Below are 14130 nucleotides of genomic sequence, written 5' to 3' on the forward strand. Positions count from 1 at the left end.
CGGCATGGTCAAACAGTGGCAGGATATGATCTACTCGGGTCGCCATTCCCATTCCTATATGGATTCGGTACCCAACTTCGCCAAAATTGCCGAAGCCTATGGCCATGTTGGCATGACGATTAGCGATCCTGCAGAGCTTGAGTCTAAGATGGCCGAAGCCCTTGCCATGAAAGACAGACTGGTATTTATCGACATTATGGTGGATGAGACTGAGCACGTATATCCGATGCTTATCCGCGGCGGCGCGATGAATGAAATGTGGTTAAGCAAAACGGAGAAATGCTAATGCGTCGAATTATATCTGTATTACTCGAAAACCAGTCCGGCGCCCTATCCCGTGTTGTCGGCCTCTTTTCCCAGCGCGGTTATAACATTGAAAGCTTAACCGTGGCGCCGACCGATGATAATACCTTGTCACGTCTTAATATCTCACTGGTTGCAGATGAGAAAGTGCTTGAGCAAATCGAGAAACAACTGCACAAGTTGGTCGATGTGCTCAAGGTGTCGAATGTCACCGAGTCAGCTTATATTGAGCGGGAACTGGCACTGGTTAAAGTCCGTGCCCAAGGGGAGCTTAGGGAAGAAATTAAGCGCACCGCCGATATCTTCCGTGGGCAGATTGTCGATGTCACCGCCAATCTTTACACCATCCAATTGGTGGGCACGACCGAAAAACTCGATGCCTTTATTCATTCCATGGGTGAAGTGACCAAAGTCGTTGAAGTATCGCGCTCGGGCGTTGTCGGCTTAGCTCGCGGCGAAAAAGCGATGAAAGCCTAAAGAGCTTATATAAAGATAACGCTTAGAAAACATCTCCAATTCGAGCCAGACAAGAGATAACAAGAAGGGGAGCATTTAGCTCCCCTTCTTTATCCGCGCGATGCTGGATTAGGATTGACTATCTAATAAGCGCGAGGTGGTGATTTCAATCTTGCGTGGTTTTAACGCTTCTGGGATCTCACGCACTAAATCAATGTTCAATAAACCATTCTCTAAGCTGGCACCCAATACGGTCACATAATCAGCCAGTTGGAAGGTGCGCTCAAAACCGCGCTCGGCAATACCTTGGTATAAGTATTTACGCTCAGTTTGGCTTTCGGCCTTATTGCCTTTAACCAGTAATTTCTCACCTTCGCTACTGATCTCAAGCTCTTCCATCGAGAATCCTGCCACGGCCATCGTAATGCGATAACGATTTTCGCCGAGGAGTTCAATGTTATATGGAGGATAACCTGAGTTGCCATTATTGGCGGCAGCATGTTCTGCCATCTGGGCTAAACGATCAAAACCAATAGCACTACGGTAAAGAGGAGTTAAATCATAAGTACGCATATTCATATCCTTATCTTAAGCAATATGGGAAATTGGCGAACGGTTTTCAGGTTGAAAACACACATTTGTTTCGCCTAAATTAACTTCTGTCCTAACGGCACAGAATCGATTGGGATCCTCATCGAGCGATCCTGCAATAGATATAAGGATAGGAAAGCGGATTTCAAGGAAGTTTTTTAAATTTTTTTAAAAACTTAATAAAAATAACCTGTTACTAGCATTAAACACTTTGTCCTTGGCGTAGTTAGCAAAATGCAGCCAAAAAAAAGGAGCACTAAGGCTCCCTTCTTCGGTCCGCACTCAAATTAACGAGTACGTGGACACAGTTCTTCAGCACTGAAGAAGTAAGCAATTTCACGTTCTGCAGATGCTAAAGAATCTGAACCGTGAGCTGCGTTTTCGTCGATGCTTTGAGCGAAATCAGCACGGATAGTACCAGGAGCCGCTTGAGCTGGGTTAGTTGCACCTAAAATTTCGCGGTGAGCTAAAACAGCGTTTTCGCCTTCTAATACTTGAACCATGATTGGGCCAGAAGTCATGAAAGCAACCAGAGCACCGAAGAAGCCACGCTCGCTATGCTCAGCATAGAAACCTTCAGCTTGTTCTTTAGTCAGGTGTAACATTTTAGCTGCAACGATCTTCAGACCAGCAGTTTCAAAACGGTTGTAGATTGCACCGATGTGGTTTTTAGCAACAGCATCAGGCTTAATGATAGAAAATGTGCGTTCGATCGCCATAACAAGCTTCCTTTGTCAGCAAGTTTGAAAAAATTCGCGCGGATTATACGAAATTTAAAAAGTAAATCCTATCTTTAAAGCACATAAGTCTGAGATATTGCGCACATTGGCTGGATTTGTAACCAGATTGATCACACAAAAAAACGCCAGTTGTCATTTAAGGGCAACTGGCAATTTATTATCGAGATATCTCTAAGGAGATGAATACAGGAGTAAGCATTATCAAATTAGCTTACTTTCTATTTTTTGCCCAAATTCCAGCCCAAGCAATCAAAGCAACCAAAATAACCGCTGGCGCTAAATCGAGCAAATGATGGAATAAACCGACACCGCCATGACCAGGATGAGCCCATGCCAACGCGGGTAACAGTGTGAATAACATAGCAAACAAAAGTTTCATGTGAACATCCTTGCGTTGCGAGAATAATATTAAGCGGTTAACTGCTTAACCGATAAGTAACAAGGTACGTTATTCAATAAAAAGGAATTTGATACTGATCAAACTCCGACTAAAATCCCATTTCACAGCCAAATAAGCGTGATAGATGTCACACCAATTAGTTTTTTCGTGGACAAGTTGCCGCAACAACATGGTGAGTAACTGATGTTATTTTTCTTCGATCCAGCATTGTTGAATAGCTTCTAATACCTTTTCATTGCAATGTTTAGGATCGTCATCAAAATCCTCTAGCGCTAACACCCACTCATACAACTCGGTAAAATGCAGTTTGCGGGGATCAACATCTGAATGTTTTTCCAGTAATTCCAAGGCGATATCTAATGAATCAATCCACTTTAATGACATCCTCTTTCCCCTATGCAAACGGACATTTCAACGCATTTCACCTGAGTTTAGCTTAATCACCACTCACTTTACGCTTGAGTTGTTTTTTTTGTCTTAATTGCGTTTTTCTCAACAAACTCGATTATCGCCCCAGCGACATCCTTAGTTGTAGCACCTTCGATCCCTTCAAGGCCTGGTGAAGAATTCACTTCCATCACTAATGGGCCATGGTTGGAACGCAATAAATCCACACCCGCAACGTTCAGGCCCATGGTCTTAGCGGCACGAATAGCCACTGAGCGTTCTTCTGGCGTGAGTTTAACTAAACTCGCCGTACCGCCACGGTGGAGGTTTGAGCGAAACTCCCCTGGCATGGCTTGGCGCTTCATCGCAGCGACGACTTTATCACCAAGGACAAAACAACGAATATCCGCACCGTTAGCTTCTTTGATATATTCTTGTACCATGATATTAGCCTTTAATCCCATAAAAGCTTCAATCACGCTTTCGGCCGCTTTACGGGTTTCAGCCAAAACAACGCCAATACCTTGAGTGCCCTCAAGCAATTTAATCACTAGCGGCGCACCACCAACCATATCGATTAAATCAGGAATATCGCTTGGCTTATTGGCAAAGCCGGTGATCGGCAAACCAATACCACGACGTGACATCAACTGCATTGAACGCAGCTTATCGCGGGAGCGTGAAATGCCGACAGAATCATTGAGCGCATAGACGCCCATCATCTCAAACTGGCGCAATACCGCAGAGCCATAAAAGGTAATTGATGCGCCTATGCGTGGGATCACCGCATCAAAGGGCGGTAATTCTTCACCACCAATATGAATGCTCGATTGGCGCATATTGATGTTCATATAGCATTCGAGCGGATTGATCACTTTGACTTCGTGACCACGTAATGTCGCAGCCTCAACGAGTCGCTTTGTGGAATATAGCTCAGGCCCTTGCGATAGGATCGCGATTCTCATTCTGGTCTCCGACAACCATTTCATTTTGAGCGCATAATACGCTTGCTTAAGGATAAATCAATCATGGCTATTATTGCTTGCGCAAATGCTAGTCTACAAAAGCCAAAAACCAGTCACTAGGACTGGTTTTTGGCGATTTCAGCACAAAAGTGACTTAGCCTTCGCTCACCATATTGACAGTGTATTTAGGCATTTCAATCACCAGATCGCAATCAACCACTTTAGCCTGACAGGATAAGCGGCTCTCAGGCTCGAGTCCCCAAGCTTTATCAAGCATATCGTCTTCAAGTTCATCACTTGGCTCTAGCTCATCAAATCCTTCACGCACAATGCAATGGCACGTAGTGCAAGCACAGGATTTTTCACAGGCATGTTCGATATTGATGCCATTGCGCAGCGCCACATCGAGAATCGTTTCACCTACTTCAGCTTCCAACACTGCGCCATCGGGACACAACTCAGCATGGGGAAGAAAGACTAACTGGGGCATCACATCACCTATATCTTGTCAATTGACTGACCTTTAAAGGCCACTCGAATAGAATTATCCATACGTTTTGCGGCAAAATCTTGAGTATGTTCATCAAGAGTTTCGATCGCATTTTTAATTGCATCAGCATCATCACCGCCAGCGACGTGAACCAGCTCTGCCATCACAGTATCAATCTGCTGACGCTCATCGCTTGTGAGTAAGTCACCATCTTTTGAGAGCGCCGCATTCAAGGACTCAAGCACCCTCGCCGCCTCAACTTGCTGCTCAGCCAGCATACGGCGGCTGATATCTTCTTTAGCATGCTTCATCGAGTCTTTGAGCATAGTCGCGATCTCAGTATCCGATAAACCAAACGAAGGCTTGACCTGAATGCTCGATTGCACACCAGTGGATTTCTCCATGGCCGTCACACTTAATAATCCATCAGCATCCACTTGGAAGGTCACCCGGATATGGGCAGCACCTGCCGCTAACGGTGGAATACCTTTTAAGGTGAAGCGTGCTAGAGAGCGGCAATCGTCAACTAACTCTCGCTCACCCTGCACGACATGGAACGCCATCGCCGTTTGCCCATCCTTAAAGGTGGTAAACTCTTGGGCGCGTGCCACGGGGATAGTCGTGTTACGAGACACCACTTTCTCCACTAAACCGCCCATCGTTTCAATCCCTAACGACAAGGGGATCACATCGAGCAGTAATAATTCAGATTCGGGTTTGTTACCGACCAAAATATCAGCCTGAATGGCCGCGCCAATGGCGACAACACGGTCAGGATCGATTGAAGTTAATGGCGCTTTACCAAAAAAGGCTTCAACTTGCTCACGTACTAATGGTACGCGGGTAGAGCCGCCAACCATGACGGTTTCAAGCACTTCATCAACCGTTACGCCCGCATCACGTAGGGTGCGGCGACAACTTGCGATGGTTTTCTTCACAAGCGCAGCGATGAGGCTCTCAAATTGCGCCTTAGTAACCACTTGTTTGAGCACCGAACCATCGGCAAGGGTAAGACTAGCCTCAGTATCACTCGAATCGGTTAAGGCTTCTTTCACCCGGCGCGCTTCAATCAATAGCTGGCGACTTAACTGAGAGTCGATATCAGTCAGTTGCCACACTTGCTGCATATGTGCTTGTAAAAGATGATCAAAATCATCACCACCGAGCGCAGAATCGCCGCCCGTAGCCAGTACTTCAAATACGCCACGGTTTAAACGCAAAATAGAAATATCAAAGGTGCCACCACCGAGATCGTAAATGGCAATAACACCTTCTTGCTTAGAGTCTAAGCCATAAGCAATCGCAGCCGCAGTGGGTTCATTTAATAGGCGTAAAACATTAATACCCAATAACGATGCTGCATCCTTAGTTCCCTGACGCTGGGCATCATCGAAATAAGCAGGCACAGTGATCACTGCGCCTTGCAGCTCACCGCCAAGGGTTTTTTCGGCGCGCTCAATTAGGGGACGTAAAATTTCGGCAGAAACTTGCACCGGATTCACTCGACCTTGGGGCGTCACAAACAGCGGTAAACCATTTTCACTGGCTTCGAATTGATATGGGAAAGATTGCTCACCTGCTTGGATGTCCGCAAGACTACGCCCCATGAAACGTTTAACGGAAACGATAGTGTTTTTAGGATCCTGCGCTGAACTTAACGCCGCCACATAACCCACTTGAATTCCATCATGAGTGTAACGAACTATCGAAGGTAAAGAATGCTGTCCGTTTTCATCAGGCAAGGTTGCCGTTACGCCACTGCGTACAGCAGCCACAAGTGAATTGGTTGTACCTAAATCGATGCCAACGGCAAGTCTATGTTGGTGCGGCGCGGCACTTTGTCCGGGCTCAGCAATCTGCAAAAGGGCCATATGTATCCAACTTAGTAACGCCGACTCAAATCAATCGGAATCGGCAAAATAACTGCAATAAGGAAAATTAATCGAGCAACGCGTCTTCGATACGCGTCAGTTCATCGTGTAATTTTGCCATAAATTTAAGTTTGCGAACTTGATCTGCCGCTAACAAGGCGTCTTCGTCACTGCCACTGCTCAGCTGTGAAGCCAATACTTTATTCAACTGAGCGCGGTAAGTCGCAAAAGAATCGTACAGTTCATCAATGCTGGCTTGGGGATCGGCGCTATCACGAATATCTTCAAGTGCTTCACGCCATTCCATCTGCTGCATTAAAAATGCAGTATCTTTCACTGTCGTGGTCTCATGACTTAAATCAATACCACGCAGGGAGAGCATATGCTCAGCACGGCGGATGGGGTCTTTTAGGGTTTGATAACCGTCGTTGACTTGTGCGGTGCGTTGCACCGACAACAGCCGTTGTTGCTCGGTATCATTGGCAAACTTATCGGGATGAACCGCACGTTGCAGGTCGCGGTAGCGTTCTGCAAGCAATGCGGTGTCAATATCGAAGGTAGGAGAAAACTTAAACAGCTCGAAATAATTCATGCGTCAATTCGGCAATTAAACAGTGAAACTCTCACCGCAACCGCACTCACCTTTTGCGTTCGGGTTGTTAAATTGGAAACCTTCGTTCAGTCCTTCTTTAACAAAATCCAATTCAATGCCCTGAAGATAGATAAAGCTTTTCGCATCGATAATGATTTTTACACCATCAATATCATATACTTCATCGTCATCGTTCAGTGCATCAACAAACTCAAGCACATAAGCCATACCTGAACAGCCTGACGTCTTTAAGCCGAGGCGCAGACCAATGCCCTTGCCTCGATTTGCTAAGAAAGACCTGACGCGTTCAGTTGCCGCTGGGGTCATTGTAATTGCCATCTTAACTCCAGATGTTACTTAGCTTGTTTAGATTTGTACTCGTCAATCGCCGCTTTAATGGCGTCTTCAGCCAAAATAGAACAGTGGATTTTTACGGGTGGCAGAGCTAACTCTTCAGCTATATCAGTGTTTTTGATCGCCGCAGCTTGCTCAATTGTCTTGCCTTTAACCCACTCAGTGACCAGTGAGCTTGATGCAATCGCACTACCACAACCATAGGTTTTGAACTTAGCATCTTCGATAATGCCGTCAGCACCGATTTTCAGTTGTAACTTCATCACGTCACCGCAAGCTGGTGCACCCACCATACCGGTTACGACTGAAGGATCGTTTTTATCGAAAGAACCAACGTTACGTGGGTTCTCGTAATGATCTATCACTTTTTCACTGTAAGCCATGATACTGCTCCAAAATTATCTATTGTCATTAGTCGAATTAATGATGGGCCCACTGCACCTGATTCAGGTCGATGCCATCTTTAAACATTTCCCACAATGGAGACATTTCTCTTAATTTATCAATAGATTGAGTAATAACTTCAATAGCGTGGTCGATTTCTTCTTCGGTGGTAAAACGGCCGATAGAGAAACGAATCGAGCTATGCGCCATTTCATCATTTAAGCCCAGTGCACGTAACACGTAGCTCGGTTCTAAACTGGCTGAGGTACAAGCCGAACCCGATGAAACCGCTAAATCTTTTAAGGCCATCATCAGTGACTCACCTTCAACATAGTTGAAACTAACGTTGAGACTGCCACTCACACGCTGAGTCATATCACCGTTGATATAGGTTTCTTCAATGTGTTTAATGCCATTCCATAATTTGTCACGCAGCTTAGCAATACGCGCGTCATCTGTTGCCATTTCAGCTTTTGCAATCGCCGCAGCTTCACCTAAACCGACGATTTGGTGAGTTGGCAGAGTACCACTACGCATACCCCGCTCATGACCACCACCGTGCATTTGCGCTTCTAAGCGGATACGGGGTTTACGACGAACATACAAGGCACCAATCCCTTTAGGACCATACATTTTGTGGCCAGAAATGGAGATCAGATCTACTTTAGTGCGTTGCACATCAATCGGTACTTTACCAGCACTTTGCGCAGCATCCATATGGAAGATAATGCCTTTTGAACGGCATAACTCGCCGATAGCATCCACATCATGGATCACACCGATTTCGTTATTCACATGCATGATGCTGACAAGAATCGTGTCGTCGCGCATCGCCGCTTCTAAACGTTCCATCGGAATGATACCGTTAGCATCTGGCTCTAAGTAAGTGACTTCAAAACCTTCACGCTCAAGCTGACGGCAGGTATCGAGTACCGCTTTATGTTCAGTCTTGCTGGTGATGATGTGCTTGCCTTTCTTATTGTAGAAGTGCGCTACGCCTTTGATCGCCAGATTGTTTGATTCGGTTGCACCTGAGGTAAACACGATTTCACGGTGATCAGCATTGATCAGATCAGCCACTTGGCTGCGCGCCACATCCACCGCTTCTTCCGCTTGCCAGCCATAACGGTGAGAACGTGATGCTGGGTTACCGAAGATGCCATCCATCGTCATGTATTGGAACATTTTTTCCGCGACTCGCGGATCAACTGGCGTGGTGGCGGCATAATCTAAATAGATAGGAAGCTTCATAACACACTCCGTACTTAGCAGTCTCTGCCGAGGCTACATACAACGTACAAAAATAATTTTTATCGTATAACAAAAAGCCTATAAGCTGACTCTTTGCTCCTTTTGCATAGTGTCTTGCTTAAGCGAGATAAACTGCACATCTCGTTTCTGCATTAAGCCAGCAAGACTGATACCATCTAAAAAATCTGAAATTTGTTTGCTTAAATCGCCCCAGAGCGAGTGCGTTAAGCAGCGAGTTCCACTCTGGCAATTGCCTAATCCTTGACAACGAGTCGCATCGACAGACTCGTCCACGGCATGGACCACCATGCCAACAGAAATATCATTAGCTTCTAGGCCTAAGCGATAACCACCACCTGGACCACGGACACTGGCCACTAGGCCATGTTTACGTAACTTTGCGAAGAGTTGTTCCAGATAGGAAAGCGAAATCCCTTGTCTTTCAGAGATATCCGCTAAGGGAACCGGTCCCGAAGCCGAGTGGATGGCCACATCGAGCATTGCGGTTACTGCATAACGACCTTTAGATGTAAGTTTCATAACTACCATAGCTCCCAAACAGGTATGGGGTTATTTCAACATACCTGAGTAAATCAGTCAAGTATAAAACCTAGTAAAACACTCAAGTATATAAGCGTGCAGCGAACCAATACCCTTTCATCTTGGTGGGGTATTTAACCTTTTTCTGCCCTAAGATTCAATGCTAAAGGGGCAATTAATCGTCCTAATCGCCCCCATATCGGGATCTAACGCACTCTCTTGGAATGAAAGCTAACCACCTAGGCCTACTCTGTTTAAAAACCGCGCAACCACAGAGGAAATTGAATGGCAATCATCGGTGGCAGAAGCATGTGAATTAACATCAACACACCACTGCGCAAAACACCTTAATTAAATGCTGGGATCAAACTCGTCGAGCGCACTCTGGCGCTTATCGGCGGCGGCTTTTTCCGCGTCGTTAAACTCACCCACATTCAGCTCTGGCAATCTTTCGGTGCATACATCACCACCTAAGCGCTGAATGGCTTGACACAATTCCTGCACTTTTGAATCCATTAAATGCATATGGTCCAGCATTTGACCGATAGCGTTCGCGACAGGATCCGGATTGTCAGGAGACACAGCATACGCATCGAAACCATATTTCTTGGCCATGGCGCTGCGACGCTCAGACTTCTCCTTCGATTGTGGCGAAGGTGTGGCGACCACGCGCCCAGGGATCCCGACCACAGTCGTATCCTTAGGCACATCTTTCACCACCACAGAGTTAGAGCCGACACGCGCCCCATCATGCATAGTGATAGGACCTAAAATCTTAGCCCCTGCGCCCACGACCACGTTATTGCCTAGTGTGGGATGGCGTTTACCTGCCTGCCAAGTGGTGCCGCCAAGTGTCACGCCGTGATACAAAGTACAATCATCGCCAATCTCGGCGGTTTCGCCGATCACCACGCCCATACCATGGTCGATAAAGAAACGATCGCCAATGGTGGCACCCGGATGGATCTCCACTCCCGTCAGCCAGCGCGAAAAAGTCGATAAACAACGGGCCATTAAGCGCCAATCACGCTTCCATAATTTATGGCTTATCCGATGCAACCAAATGGCGTGCATGCCAGGATAGTTGACCAAGATCTCAAAGGCGCTGCGCGCCGCGGGATCACGGTGATATATAGATTCAATGTCTTCTTTTAGCCTAGCTATCACACCCATGCTTCAATCCTTCGCGATTAGCGTTATTTGCCAAATGTACTTTGGCTATTTTTGTTTGTTACCTACCACTTTATCGATCGAGGTTAAAATGCCTCGAAGAATATTCATCTCTTGGCTTTCGATACGTGCACGGCTAAACAGACGACGTAGCTTAGTCATCACTTGGCCGGGGTGGTTTTTAATAATAAAACCTGTCGATGATAAGGTGCTTTCTAAATGCACAAAGAAACGCTCAAGATCGGCAGAGAGTGGATATTCTTCAACCTCTTGTGACACCGCCGTTTGGGCTAAATGTGCCACACGCGTCTCATAACAAATGATTTGCACAGCCTGCGCGAGGTTCAATGAGCTGTATTCAGGGTTAGCAGGAATCGCCACATGGTAAGTACATTGCTGTAATTCTTCATTAGTTAACCCATGATTTTCACGACCAAAGACGATGGCGACAGGCCCAGTTATCCCTTCGGTCACCAGCTTTTGTCCCGCTTCTCGCGGATCGAGCATAGGCCAATCCAAGGTACGGCTACGGGCACTGGTGGCAATCACCAAACTGCAATCGGCGATGGCTTCTTCTAAGGAATCCACTTTAACCAGATGTTTTAAAATGTCCGAAGCGCCTGCGGCCAAGGCAATGGATTGACCATCCACTTCACATCTTGGTTCGGCAAGATACAGGGTCGATAACCCCATGGTCTTCATCGCTCTGGCGGTCGAGCCAATATTGCCGGGGTGCGATGTACCCCACTAAAATCACACGAATATTACTTAGCATGAAACGACTTAATTTAATTCACAAAACACTGGGAGCGAATACTATCACAGGCGTGCGTGAATGCTTATATGAAAATCGGTATTTGATATAACATTCAAATCGAGTATAATGCCGCCCGCTATTTTTAACGTTCTTTAACATCCAGGGGATTGCAATGCATCCGATGCTGACGATTGCTGTTCGCGCTGCCCGCGCGGCTGGCCAAACTATTATGCGCGCCTACACTGAACTTGACCGAGTTGAAGTCAGTGCTAAAGGTATCAACGATTTTGTTACCAGTGTAGATAAGGAAGCAGAAGCTGCTATTACCTATCAAATTCGCAAATCTTACCCTGATCACACTATCGTGGGTGAAGAAAAAGGCGAAAATCGTGGTGAAAACAAAGACTATATTTGGATAGTCGATCCTCTGGATGGCACTAACAACTTCGTTAGAGGCATTCCCCATTTTGCGGTTTCTATCGCACTCCAATACAAAGGCAAAACTGAAGTTGCCGTTGTTTATGATCCAGTTCGTGAAGAATTATTTACCGCTATCCGTGGTAAAGGCGCCAAATTAAACGATTTCCGTATCCGCGTGACCAATGTCAACGAACTAGCACCAACCATTATCGGTACAGGTTTTCCATTTAAAGCCCGTCAACATACCGAAACCTATATGGCCATTTTCGGCGAAGTGTTTGGTCATTGTTCAGACTTACGTCGCACAGGTTCTGCAGCATTAGATTTAGCCTATGTGGCCGCAGGCCGTTTAGACGGTTTCTTTGAAATTGGCTTAAAGCCATGGGATATCGCTGCTGGCGATCTGTTATGTCGTGAAGCGGGTGGCACAGTCACTGACTTTACTGGCGGTCATAACTATCTGATCTCTGGCAATATCGTTGCGGGTTCTCCGAAAGTGACCACTGAGTTAGTCAAAACCATGCGTCCTTTATTGAACGAAGGTTTAAAGCGTTAATCACCTTTATCCGAAACAATATCAAAAAGGCCAGTGATAATATCACTGGCCTTTTTATTTTGAGATTTTAAGTTTGCCTAGCGTTACTTGGATTAATATTCAGCACTGGTTATCTGCCCGCCAATGCCTGCGCAGGGCCAATTTGACTTGCTTTCCATGCGGGATAGAGCGTTGCAATCAGGCTCATCACAAACGCTGTGGCAATGACTAAGCAGGCATCCGACATATGCAGTTCGGAGGGAAGAAAATCCACAAAATAAACATCGGCAGACAATAATTGGATCCCAAAGAGTTGCTCAATGCTACGGGCAATTGCACTGAGATTAATAGCTGTTGCGATACCTATCATCCCTCCGAGCGCACACCCCACTAAACCGTTTAATGCGCCCTGCACCATAAAAATACCCATCACGGATAATCGGCTAAGCCCCATGGTCATCAGGATCGCAATTTCGCTGGCTTTATCCCGCACCGCCATCACCAGTGTTGAGACAATATTGAAGCAAGCCACCCCGATCACCAATACTAATACCAGGTACATTATGGTGCGAACTAATTGAATATCCTGATATAAGTGCCCTTGTGTACGGGTCCAATCACTAATATACACCGACTGGTTCAACGCATAGCCTAACTCGCGAATTTTCGCTGGTGCATCAAATACCTGCGCCACACTGATACGAACCCCCGTCACGCCTTGATGTAAATTAAGGATATTTGCCGCATAACGCATGGGAATATACGCGGTGGTTAACTCAAGCTCTCCACCTAAGCGATACACACCTGACACCACAAAGCGATGGCTTTTTGCAGCACGTAAACTTCCCGCATGTTCAGGGTCAAGATCTTGTACATACAGTGCCAGCGTATCGCCGACTTCGAGGCCTAATTTTTTCAGCAAACTTTCACCAAGGACGATGTGATTATCATCTTCACTCAAGCTCTGCCAAGTCTCGGGATTCATAAATTGCGACAATGTAGAGACTTTTGCCTCTTGTTCAGGATCAATGCCAACGACAGCAAGCCCCTGAAAACCACCGGGCTTTTGCACTAAACCCTGCATACGAATAAAAGGTGCCGCCGCCGTAACGCCTTCAATCTGCAACGCGGTTTGCTCAACAGCGCGCCAGTCAGCAATCGGCTCATTCACGCCTACCACATCGGCTTGGGAGATCACCCCGAGTAAACGTTGCTCTAGCTCGCGCTCAAAACCATTCATGGCTGAAAGCACGATAATCAATACGGCAACGCCCAGAGCAATACCCGCTGTCGATGCAAAGGAAATAAAGCTAATAAAACTATTGGATTGGCGCGCACGGTAAAAGCGCCAACCAATCGAGAGGGCTAATGGTCCTTTCATTGGGTGCTTTCCGGTACTTGCAGATAACCATTTTTCATGGTCAGTTGTCTGTCCATCCGCGCTGCCAATTTAGGATCGTGGGTGACCACCACAAACGCGGTACCGAGTTGATTGGCCAATTCGCGAATAAGTTCATACACGGCCTCGCCGCTCTTCGCATCGAGATTTCCCGTAGGTTCATCGGCCAGTACGAGTTTGGGTTTATTGATAAGCGCACGGGCGATTGCCACTCGTTGCCGTTCACCGCCCGAAAGCTCAGCTGGAATATGGCTCATTCTGTGCCCAAGACCCACTCTCTCGAGCAAAACCTTGGCATCGGCTTGCGCTTGGCTGCGATCACGACCTTGGATAAATGCCGGCATTGCCACATTTTCAAGGGCGGTAAATTCAGGCAACAAATGATGAAATTGATAAATAAAGCCTAAATCCTGATTACGGATCTGCGCCTGTCGGGCACTGCTCACTTGATATAAATCCTCACCTGCCAACAACACTTTACCCGATGACGGTTTATCAAGCGTCCCCATAATATGCAGTAACGTA

At 46.5% G+C, this 14130-nt stretch carries 18 protein-coding genes and 1 pseudogene; 3 read left to right on the top strand and 16 right to left on the bottom strand.

Translation table 11 applies throughout. The annotated features are described in order from the left end of the window. Nucleotides 1–286, top strand: a 286-nt coding sequence (locus SHEWPOL2_RS19300; RefSeq protein WP_037430806.1) for a thiamine pyrophosphate-dependent enzyme, incomplete at its 5' end; no start/stop codon positions are given. Next, on the top strand, nucleotides 286–780 hold the full coding sequence (gene ilvN, locus SHEWPOL2_RS19305) for an acetolactate synthase small subunit (RefSeq protein WP_011072288.1): 495 nt from the start codon (nucleotides 286–288) through the stop codon (nucleotides 778–780). The genes SHEWPOL2_RS19300 and ilvN, both read left to right, overlap by 1 nt. 108 nt (nucleotides 781–888) lie before the next feature. Here the strand turns inward: ilvN and SHEWPOL2_RS19310 are convergent, their stop codons facing one another. The 14 genes and pseudogenes from SHEWPOL2_RS19310 to trmJ all read right to left on the bottom strand — a co-directional run bounded on the left by SHEWPOL2_RS19310 (nucleotide 889) and on the right by trmJ (nucleotide 11269). After that, nucleotides 889–1332 carry an Hsp20 family protein gene (locus SHEWPOL2_RS19310; RefSeq protein ID WP_037430809.1) on the bottom strand — a complete coding sequence of 148 codons (444 nt, stop codon included), beginning with the start codon at nucleotides 1330–1332 and terminating at the stop codon, nucleotides 889–891. Nucleotides 1333–1637: 305 nt separating this feature from the next. After that, a complete protein-coding gene (gene ndk / locus SHEWPOL2_RS19315) occupies nucleotides 1638–2069 on the bottom strand; it encodes a nucleoside-diphosphate kinase (protein ID WP_011072285.1) in 432 nt (143 codons plus the stop codon). A gap of 232 nt (nucleotides 2070–2301) precedes the next feature. Beyond that, the gene (locus SHEWPOL2_RS22765; protein ID WP_037418345.1) at nucleotides 2302–2469 is read right to left on the bottom strand and encodes a hypothetical protein; all 168 of its coding nucleotides are present in this window, start codon (nucleotides 2467–2469) and stop codon (nucleotides 2302–2304) included. A gap of 207 nt (nucleotides 2470–2676) precedes the next feature. Beyond that, complete coding sequence (iscX, locus tag SHEWPOL2_RS19325; protein ID WP_037418347.1) at nucleotides 2677–2874, bottom strand: Fe-S cluster assembly protein IscX; 198 nt, start codon at nucleotides 2872–2874, stop codon at nucleotides 2677–2679. Between the two features lie 68 nt (nucleotides 2875–2942). Then, complete coding sequence (gene rimK, locus SHEWPOL2_RS19330; protein ID WP_037430810.1) at nucleotides 2943–3842, bottom strand: 30S ribosomal protein S6--L-glutamate ligase; 900 nt, start codon at nucleotides 3840–3842, stop codon at nucleotides 2943–2945. Between the two features lie 154 nt (nucleotides 3843–3996). After that, nucleotides 3997–4332, bottom strand: coding sequence for an ISC system 2Fe-2S type ferredoxin (fdx, locus tag SHEWPOL2_RS19335; protein WP_037418353.1), 336 nt, complete (start codon nucleotides 4330–4332; stop codon nucleotides 3997–3999). 8 nt (nucleotides 4333–4340) lie between these two features. Then, nucleotides 4341–6203: a Fe-S protein assembly chaperone HscA gene (gene hscA, locus SHEWPOL2_RS19340; protein ID WP_037430812.1), complete on the bottom strand. Its 1863-nt coding sequence runs from the start codon at nucleotides 6201–6203 to the stop codon at nucleotides 4341–4343. Nucleotides 6204–6270: 67 nt separating this feature from the next. Continuing rightward, entirely contained in the window at nucleotides 6271–6795 is a 525-nt protein-coding gene (gene hscB / locus SHEWPOL2_RS19345) for a co-chaperone HscB (RefSeq protein ID WP_037418358.1), read from the bottom strand. Between the two features lie 15 nt (nucleotides 6796–6810). After that, the gene (iscA, locus tag SHEWPOL2_RS19350) at nucleotides 6811–7134 is read right to left on the bottom strand and encodes an iron-sulfur cluster assembly protein IscA (protein WP_011072278.1); all 324 of its coding nucleotides are present in this window, start codon (nucleotides 7132–7134) and stop codon (nucleotides 6811–6813) included. A 14-nt stretch (nucleotides 7135–7148) separates the two neighbouring features. Next, entirely contained in the window at nucleotides 7149–7532 is a 384-nt protein-coding gene (iscU, locus tag SHEWPOL2_RS19355) for a Fe-S cluster assembly scaffold IscU (protein WP_011072277.1), read from the bottom strand. A 37-nt stretch (nucleotides 7533–7569) separates the two neighbouring features. Beyond that, nucleotides 7570–8784 (bottom strand): IscS subfamily cysteine desulfurase, encoded by a 1215-nt coding sequence (locus tag SHEWPOL2_RS19360; RefSeq protein ID WP_037430815.1) that lies wholly within the window; start codon nucleotides 8782–8784, stop codon nucleotides 7570–7572. Between the two features lie 78 nt (nucleotides 8785–8862). Continuing rightward, on the bottom strand, nucleotides 8863–9324 hold the full coding sequence (gene iscR / locus SHEWPOL2_RS19365; RefSeq protein WP_006081858.1) for a Fe-S cluster assembly transcriptional regulator IscR: 462 nt from the start codon (nucleotides 9322–9324) through the stop codon (nucleotides 8863–8865). Nucleotides 9325–9675: 351 nt separating this feature from the next. Then, the gene (gene cysE / locus SHEWPOL2_RS19370) at nucleotides 9676–10497 is read right to left on the bottom strand and encodes a serine O-acetyltransferase (protein WP_011626050.1); all 822 of its coding nucleotides are present in this window, start codon (nucleotides 10495–10497) and stop codon (nucleotides 9676–9678) included. Nucleotides 10498–10542: 45 nt separating this feature from the next. Then, nucleotides 10543–11269, bottom strand: a pseudogene (gene trmJ, locus SHEWPOL2_RS19375) (tRNA (cytosine(32)/uridine(32)-2'-O)-methyltransferase TrmJ). Nucleotides 11270–11423: 154 nt separating this feature from the next. On the opposite strand from trmJ, the gene suhB reads away from it, so the two are divergent. Further along, nucleotides 11424–12227, top strand: coding sequence for an inositol-1-monophosphatase (gene suhB / locus SHEWPOL2_RS19380; RefSeq protein ID WP_011072272.1), 804 nt, complete (start codon nucleotides 11424–11426; stop codon nucleotides 12225–12227). A 109-nt stretch (nucleotides 12228–12336) separates the two neighbouring features. Here the strand turns inward: suhB and lolE are convergent, their stop codons facing one another. Further along, nucleotides 12337–13587: a lipoprotein-releasing ABC transporter permease subunit LolE gene (gene lolE, locus SHEWPOL2_RS19385; RefSeq protein ID WP_037430817.1), complete on the bottom strand. Its 1251-nt coding sequence runs from the start codon at nucleotides 13585–13587 to the stop codon at nucleotides 12337–12339. Further along, nucleotides 13584–14130, bottom strand: a 547-nt coding sequence (locus SHEWPOL2_RS19390; protein WP_037430820.1) for an ATP-binding cassette domain-containing protein, incomplete at its 5' end; no start/stop codon positions are given. The genes lolE and SHEWPOL2_RS19390, both read right to left, overlap by 4 nt.

This window comes from Shewanella sp. POL2, assembly GCF_000282755.1.
Lineage (GTDB): Bacteria > Pseudomonadota > Gammaproteobacteria > Enterobacterales > Shewanellaceae > Shewanella > Shewanella xiamenensis.